Origin of the sequence: Algibacter mikhailovii (genome assembly GCF_014651495.1) — a bacterium.
GTDB classification, from domain to species: domain Bacteria; phylum Bacteroidota; class Bacteroidia; order Flavobacteriales; family Flavobacteriaceae; genus Algibacter_E; species Algibacter_E mikhailovii.
This window is the reverse complement of record NZ_BMWZ01000018.1, coordinates 1-5,517: the sequence shown is the minus strand read 5'-3', so window position 1 is coordinate 5,517 and position 5,517 is coordinate 1. Positions and strand designations below refer to the sequence as shown.

The following is a 5,517-nucleotide window of genomic DNA, read 5'->3' as shown; positions in this document are numbered from 1 at the left end:
CGTTTATAGTAGAAAAGATAAAAGCAAAATATTTATATTTAGCTAAGTAATAAACCGAAACGATAGTGCTTATCATCTGCCCTACGTTTCTTATACTTAACGTTGCCATTAATTATAACAAAATGAATAAACCCCTACTTATTGCAATTCTGACCTTGCTAATTTTTAGCTGTACTGATTCAAAACAACTAACTAATTTGACATCAGAAATTGACCTATTACGAGTTGAAAATGATAGTCTGAAAAATATTGTAGCTGAAATAAATAGCAAATATGTTTTTGACAGCATATTTGTAAAGACTTCAAATAATCCAGACAACTCATTAAAACTAAATTCCGACTATAAAATGGAGATTATGATAGTTGGCTATAATTCTGATAAAAGCTATTTAGTAGCTTATGACAAGGAGAATGATAATAAAATTAATCTGGACACATTAAATCACGAAAAAGGGATATATAAATACAACACAAAACTAACAAATGACTTGAACAAAGTTTTCATAGATGTACATATCGAAAACAATTACGGAAAAAAAGTAACGGGTATATTAGCGGACCGTATAAAAACAAAAAACTAATGGCAACAAAGTATATAAAAAATTGCTGGTTTTAGCTAAAACAAAGTTAGTTGCTTGTTTGCTACTTCTGATTTTCCTTCGGAAAATCCTCGCACACAAACACGCAACTTTCCATATACGTAACCGTTACCCACAATTATGAAAAAAATCCTGCTAGCATTAATAATTTGTCTTTTAAGCTTAAGTAATTATGCTCAAGAACAGATTACGGCTGAATTAGAAAAAGCTTACGGAGAAGAAAAATATGATTTGATTATTTCCGAGCATTCTGAAAAGGCAAGTGAATATCCAGCTAAAGCAATTTATTATGTTGGAATGGCTTACTATATGAAAGCTGACGATAATAATGTACTTAAACTAATGGATTTGTCAATCAAAAAAGACAAAACAGACCCAGACGCTTATTTCATAAAAGGAATGACCTTGAATTATATGGGACAATTCGACAAAGCAATTGAATATTTCAATAAAGCAATTGAATTGGATTCAAGTAACTCAAATTATTTTAGTGGTTTAGGAGATTCATATATAAGTCAAGAGAAATATGAAAAAGCACTTTCTGCTTATATAACAGCTACGGAAAAAAATGAACCAATAGACAGACCTTTTACTATGATTCCACAAATCTATGCGGAACTAAATCAACCTGATAAAGCTTTAGAAGCCTTTTATAAATCAAAAGAGACTATCTCAAAAGAATCTGATTCATATATAAACGCATTGTACAATATCGGACTTTACGAGTTTCTAAATAAAGACTATGACAAATCCGAAATTGCTTATAAAGAATTAATTGAGTTAGCACCAACAGACTATAATTCTTACGCTAAACTAATTCAAGTTTATTATGGCAAAAAAGAGTACGCAAAAGCAAAACCGTTTAAACAGAAACTTTACAAAGCCTACGAACAAGGAAAATTAACAGACAATCTTAAAAGTATGTTCTGTTTTGACCAATTCGATTGGAATGACAAGTTAATTCTTGCTTACGAACGATTTGCAGTTAATGAAGGGAAACTCTATTACAAGCATATATTTTACGTTACAAATGAAAAAGGAGAAACTGAATTTACAATCCAAACGGAAAACTCGCCTATTTCAGTTGAACTTGGTTACGAAAAGTACATACTTGGAATGGACAAAAATGGAACACACTATACATTCAATTACGGAATTAAAGAAGATTTCGATTATGATTATTTAAAGAAAATGGTTTTAAAAATATTGAACGAAGAAATTAAAGCAACAGCAAGTTCAAGAAAAGGAAAAAATTAACTGTGGGTAACAAGGTGTATAATTAATGGCTAGTTCGATCTTGCTTACGAAAATCCTCGCGGATTTTCTATTCGGTTTGTATTTGCTAAATTAGTTGCTTAAACACGCCACTTATCATACACAAAACCGTTGTGTGCAATTACCAAGCAAACCCAAAAAAGATGAATCAAAAACGTTTTTCTGAATTAATTAAATCATTTTTGGTTCAGAAATTCCCAGAATTCACCAAAACTATCAATTACAAAGACGACAATTCTTTTGATTGTGACTTAAGAAGTCCGACAAACGAATTTTCCATTTGGATTGCTACTTATAATTCTGAAATCACAATCGGATTGGAAGACCCAAGCGGAAAAACTGATATTCATACTCATATATCCTGTTATGAAGAAGAGGATATTAATAATGCATTGACTGACTTAGCAACCGAAATAAATAATATTACGAAAGGAAAGACCTTATTGTATCATAGTGACAGGATTGGCTACCAATGGACGAATGATATTAATTTGATTTTAAAAAGAAAAAATACATTTGAAAATATACGAGTGTATAATTGGAATGTAAATTAGATAAAAAGAAAAAAAACTGCACCCAACATAGTATAAAAATAATGCGTAAGTTTATTCCTAAATCAAGAGTTAGTGCTTGTTTGCTTGCATCTGATTTTCCTTCGGAAAATCCTCGCACTCAAACTACGCACTATTCTTATACGTAACCGTTGTGGCCAATTTGAAAAACGATAAATACAGACTTGAAACAATTTCCATCTGATATAAAATTTAAATACGATTGGAGAAAATACCAACAGCGAGTAATTGACGAGTTAGAAGGACATCTTGACGACAATCATCTTCACATTATTGCACCCCCTGGTTCAGGCAAGACGGTTCTGGGACTTGAAGTCGCCATCCAACTGGACAAACCGACACTTGTATTTGCTCCGACCGTGGCTATAAGAAATCAATGGATACAGCGATTCTGCGAACTTTTTTTACAAGTTGAGCAAAAACCTGACTGGATTTCAAGGGATATAAAGAATCCTAAATTTTTGACCGTTGCCACTTATCAAGCACTTCACGCTGCCTGCACAGGGACTGAACTTGACGAAGAACAGGAAGAGTCAGAAGAAGAAAACGGAAACGGAGATAATGGGAAAGGTAATGGGAATTCAAAGACGTCAGAAATCATTAAGCTTTTACAAGCTCAAAATATCGGAACGATTGTAGTTGATGAAGCTCATCACCTCAAAAATGCTTGGTGGCAATCACTAACAAAGGTCAAAAAGGCACTTAACCCAACAATTGTTGGACTCACTGCTACCCCTCCATATGATGTTTCTCATTTAGAATGGCAACGTTACATTGAACTAAACGGACCTGTTGATGCGGAGATTTCCGTGCCCGAGTTGGTTGTAGAAGGCGACTTGTGCCCACATCAGGATTACGTCTTTTTCTCAAGTCCAACAATTGAAGAGAGTTATAAAATTGACGAGTACCGCCAGCGCATTCAAACATTATTCAATGATATCAAAGCTGACCAGACTCTAATTTCGGCTCTTGAAAAGCATCCGATTTATCAGAAGCCAAACGAACAATTGGACTGGATTTACACCAATCTTGAATACTACTCCGCTACCTTGATATTCCTTAATGCAATTGGCAAGGAAATTACAAAAGACCATCTTGAAATAATTGGAGACAAGAAGTTTACAGTTCCTGAGCTGAATTATGAATGGATTGAAATCTTGCTCACATTCTACCTGTACAAAGACGCTGACAATTTTGCAGAATATGAAACTCATCAGGAAAAGCTAACCAACAAGTTAAAGCGGAACGGAGCAATGGAGAGACGTTCTGTGAATTTCAGACACAACCGAAAAATCAACAACTTCTTGAGTTCAAGTATTAGTAAGTTAAAAAGCATTGACCAAATTGTTGATTTTGAACATGACCACTTGAAGCAAGATTTACGGATGGTTATTCTCACCGACTATATCCGTAAGGAGTTTCTTGTGAACCAATCAACAAACTCGTTGGAGTTGAACAAGATTGGTGTGCTGCCAATATTCGAGCAGTTGCGAAGAACCAATGAACGCAACATCAAGATTGGCGTTCTCACTGGCTCTTTAATTATTATTCCCGTTTCTGCAATTAAGGCATTCAAAGAGGTCGCTGCTAAATACAATATTGAACGTTTATCGACTTCATCCCTGCCTTTTGATAACCAGTACTTGATAGTAAACTCAACTGAGCAACTGAAGCATGACATAGTTCACATCATCACACAGGTTTTTCAACAAGGACACATTGAAGTACTTGTCGGAACAAAATCATTGCTTGGGGAAGGTTGGGACGCTCCTTCAATTAATTCTCTCATCCTTGCCAGTTTCGTTGGTTCATATGTCCTTTCTAATCAAATGAGAGGACGTGCGATTAGAACAGAACGACAAAACATTGATAAGACGAGCAACATTTGGCATTTGGTATGTGCTGATACTACAGCACCCGATGGAGGTGACGATATTCAATTATTAAAAAGACGATTCAAGGCTTTTGTAGGGGTGTCATTTCGTGAAAAAGTGAGTATTGAAAATGGAATTGGTCGCCTTGACCTGCCTGACCAATTGACAACAGAACAAGAGATCGTCAATCTTAATAACCATATGCTCACCAATGCAGGCCAACGACACCAACTCAAAGAAAAGTGGAGACAGGCCTTGGAAAGTGGTGCAACATTGATTGAGGAAATAAAAGTTCCTTTCCCAGAAGACAAAGAGTATAAGTCTTTGAAAACACTTTACTATAATCGAACTATTAAATATCTATTGAGTATGCTTGGTTCTGGATTAGTCGGATTCGGATTTGAAGCGATACAAGGGTTGGGCAGAGCTGCACGACATATAAGGAGCAAAGAAGATTTGCTTTACTGGCTTATGTTTATTGGCGGACTCGGGTTCGTAATATTTGGTCGACTTGCATTTAAGACTTTTAGAGCATTCGTAAAATACAGAGACATTTCAAAAGACATTCATCAAATCGGTGAAGCACTTCTGGAATCGCTAATAAAAGTTGGGACTATTCATACAGACTACTCAAAGCTGACAGTAGTTTCAGATGTTGATGATTATGGAGCGGTCTACTGCCATTTGGAGGGAGGTACAACTTACGAGAAATCAACATTTATCAAATCCTTACATGAAATCATTGGCACGGTAAGAAATCCCAGATATATAGTTATCAGAAAAAGTTTCTTCTTGAATGTGCTTGCCCAAAAAGACTATCATTCTGTGCCTGATATACTAGGACGTAAAAAACAATTCGCAGAATATTTTGAGAGACAATGGAGACGATTTGTAGGGGTATGCGAATTGGTTTACACAAGGACAGTAGAAGGACGAAGACTACTTCTTAAATCAAGAATACAATCCCTTGCCTCAGAATTTGAGGACAAGACTGAGAGAATAAATAAATGGAGGTAAAAAATAAAAAAACTGGCCACAACAAGGTGTATAGTGCATAGCACCCTTCGGGATGCTACGGCACCATACACGGGACGTTGTAAAACATTTAACAGAAACCGAATTACGAATTGAAAAAAGGATATTTAATAATAATTTCGATTGTACTGATAATACTCTCATTCTGGTTCGGAATGAAAG

4 protein-coding genes are annotated in these 5,517 nt (G+C 35.2%); all 4 read left to right on the top strand.

What is annotated here, in order from left to right:
- The first annotated feature begins 122 nt into the window (after positions 1 to 122).
- Complete coding sequence (locus IE051_RS18210) at positions 123 to 581, top strand: hypothetical protein (protein WP_229796868.1); 459 nt, start codon at positions 123 to 125, stop codon at positions 579 to 581.
- A gap of 138 nt (positions 582 to 719) precedes the next feature.
- Complete coding sequence (locus tag IE051_RS18205; protein WP_189362852.1) at positions 720 to 1,856, top strand: tetratricopeptide repeat protein; 1,137 nt, start codon at positions 720 to 722, stop codon at positions 1,854 to 1,856.
- Positions 1,857 to 2,017: 161 nt separating this feature from the next.
- Positions 2,018 to 2,428 carry a hypothetical protein gene (locus tag IE051_RS18200; protein ID WP_189362851.1) on the top strand — a complete coding sequence of 137 codons (411 nt, stop codon included), beginning with the start codon at positions 2,018 to 2,020 and terminating at the stop codon, positions 2,426 to 2,428.
- 182 nt (positions 2,429 to 2,610) lie between these two features.
- A complete protein-coding gene (locus IE051_RS18195) occupies positions 2,611 to 5,337 on the top strand; it encodes a DEAD/DEAH box helicase family protein (RefSeq protein ID WP_189362850.1) in 2,727 nt (908 codons plus the stop codon).
- Positions 5,338 to 5,517: the final 180 nt, after the last annotated feature.

Excerpts from the sequence above, each read along its gene's own strand:
- IE051_RS18210 (WP_229796868.1), top strand. The coding sequence starts at position 123 with ATGAATAAACCCCTACTTATTGCAATTCTGACCTTGCTAATTTTTAGC.
- IE051_RS18205 (WP_189362852.1), top strand. The coding sequence starts at position 720 with ATGAAAAAAATCCTGCTAGCATTAATAATTTGTCTTTTAAGCTTAAGT.
- IE051_RS18200 (WP_189362851.1), top strand. The coding sequence starts at position 2,018 with ATGAATCAAAAACGTTTTTCTGAATTAATTAAATCATTTTTGGTTCAG.